Raw genomic sequence first — 1,653 nt, 5'->3', positions numbered from 1 at the left:
GTCACGCCACATGCTCGGCGCACAAGCAGCCCACCCCCTGCTCGATCCATTCCTGCCCGGACCAGTCCGGGTGCCGCTCGATCATCAGTGCTCGGACCTCGTCGACGATCGTCTCCTCGCTCATCGAAGAGTCACGGCGCACCCAGGTCTCGTCACGCAGCAGCTCAAGGTAATCACCGACATCGGCCAACAATCGCGGACCGCCGACGTCGCCGTGCCCGGGCACCACCACCTGCGGCCTCTCGGCGATCAGCCGCTGCATCACCGCGATCCAGCGCATGCCGGACACGTCGGTGTCGTGCGGCGGGAACCACGGGAAGATCGCGAACTGCCCGGCCTCCACCAGATCGCCGGTGAACATCACCCCGGCGTCGGGCACCGTCACCACCTGGTCGCCCTTGCTGTGTGCCCGGCCGGTGGCCCGCAGTTGGACTACCCGGCCACCCAGGTCGAGGTCGTAAGAGTGGTCATAGACAACGTCCGCAGTGGCCAGCTCGACGCCCTGCAACTGCCGGGCGACCGGTTCACCGAGGCCTGCGAACATCTTGAGGTAACCGGCGCCTTTCATGGCCAGGTCCTCCGCCTGCGCCCGGTTGATCAAGAACGTCGCCTCGCCGGCGAACACCTGCGCGCCGAACGCGTGCTCCGGGTGAAAATGCGTTGTGGTCAGATACAGCTCGCGGCCTCCTGCGTAGTCGGCCGCGAACTCGAGCACCTTCTCCGCGTTGCGCGGACCCATTCCGGTGTCGATCACCAGCACGGAGTGTGCGCCACCGATGACGCCGATGTTGGGCACCAGTTGCACGCGGCGGTTCGGAATCACCACCAGATCGCGAGCGACTTCCTGTACCCCCGCGATCTGCACAACGGGATCGGGCAGCACGTATTCAGCCATGACGTCAACTCCCTGGAAGCGATGATCGCCACGTGGTCTTCCCGCGGTCGATCGGATCGACTCCAGTCCATCGCGGAATCCTCGAGGCGTCCAACACCGAATCCGCACTTCCGATACCGTGCGGGTATCGTCGCCGGCGATGGACCTACGCTCGCTGCGTTACTTCATAGCCGTCGCCGAGGAACGCCATGTCGGCCGCGCTGCCGTCCGGCTGCACATGACTCAGCCGCCGCTGAGCCGAGCCATCAAGGCGCTGGAGACCGAACTCGGCGCCGTCCTGCTACACCGCTCCCCCATCGGAGTCACGCTCACCGCCGCTGGAACCGTGCTCTACGACGAGGCTCGCACGCTGCTGGAACAGGCGGAACAGGTACGCGCCCGGGTCGGGGCGGCAGCGGGCACTGCCACCATCACCATCGGCATCCTCGCCGACAGCGCCGAACATGCTGGTACCCGCCTCGCCACCGCCTTTCGCCAGCGTCACCCCGAAGTCAACGTCCGTATCCGTGAAGCCGACCTCACCGACCCGACCACGGGTCTGCGCGCCGGCCTCGTCGATGTCGCTCTCACCCGCGCACCGTTCGACGCAACCGGAATCAGCACCCACGTACTGCGCTCGGACCCCGTCGGAGTGGTCCTGCGCACCGACGACCCGCTCGCCCGACGCGACACCCTGCACCTGCGCGACCTTGCCGATCGGCGGTGGTTCCAACTGCCTGAGGGAACCGATTCCCTCTGGCGCGCCTACTGGAACGGCA

The 1,653-nt window shown here is 66.9% G+C and carries 2 protein-coding genes; one reads left to right on the top strand and one right to left on the bottom strand.

What is annotated here, in order from left to right; genetic code table 11:
- Position 1: 1 nt before the first annotated feature.
- The gene (locus RM423_RS24640) at positions 2-895 is read right to left on the bottom strand and encodes an MBL fold metallo-hydrolase (protein WP_311425678.1); all 894 of its coding nucleotides are present in this window, start codon (positions 893-895) and stop codon (positions 2-4) included.
- A 139-nt stretch (positions 896-1,034) separates the two neighbouring features.
- On the opposite strand from RM423_RS24640, the gene RM423_RS24635 reads away from it, so the two are divergent.
- Positions 1,035-1,653 (top strand): LysR family transcriptional regulator (locus tag RM423_RS24635; protein WP_311425677.1); only part of this gene is annotated, 619 nt, incomplete at its 3' end.

Source organism: Jatrophihabitans lederbergiae, assembly GCF_031845305.1.
GTDB classification, from domain to species: Bacteria; Actinomycetota; Actinomycetes; order Mycobacteriales; family Jatrophihabitantaceae; genus Jatrophihabitans_A; species Jatrophihabitans_A lederbergiae.
The sequence above is the reverse complement of the archived record's forward strand: the minus strand, read 5'-3'. Positions and strand labels throughout refer to the sequence as shown.

Excerpts from the sequence above, each read along its gene's own strand:
- RM423_RS24640 (WP_311425678.1), bottom strand. The coding sequence starts at position 895 with ATGGCTGAATACGTGCTGCCCGATCCCGTTGTGCAGATCGCGGGGGTA.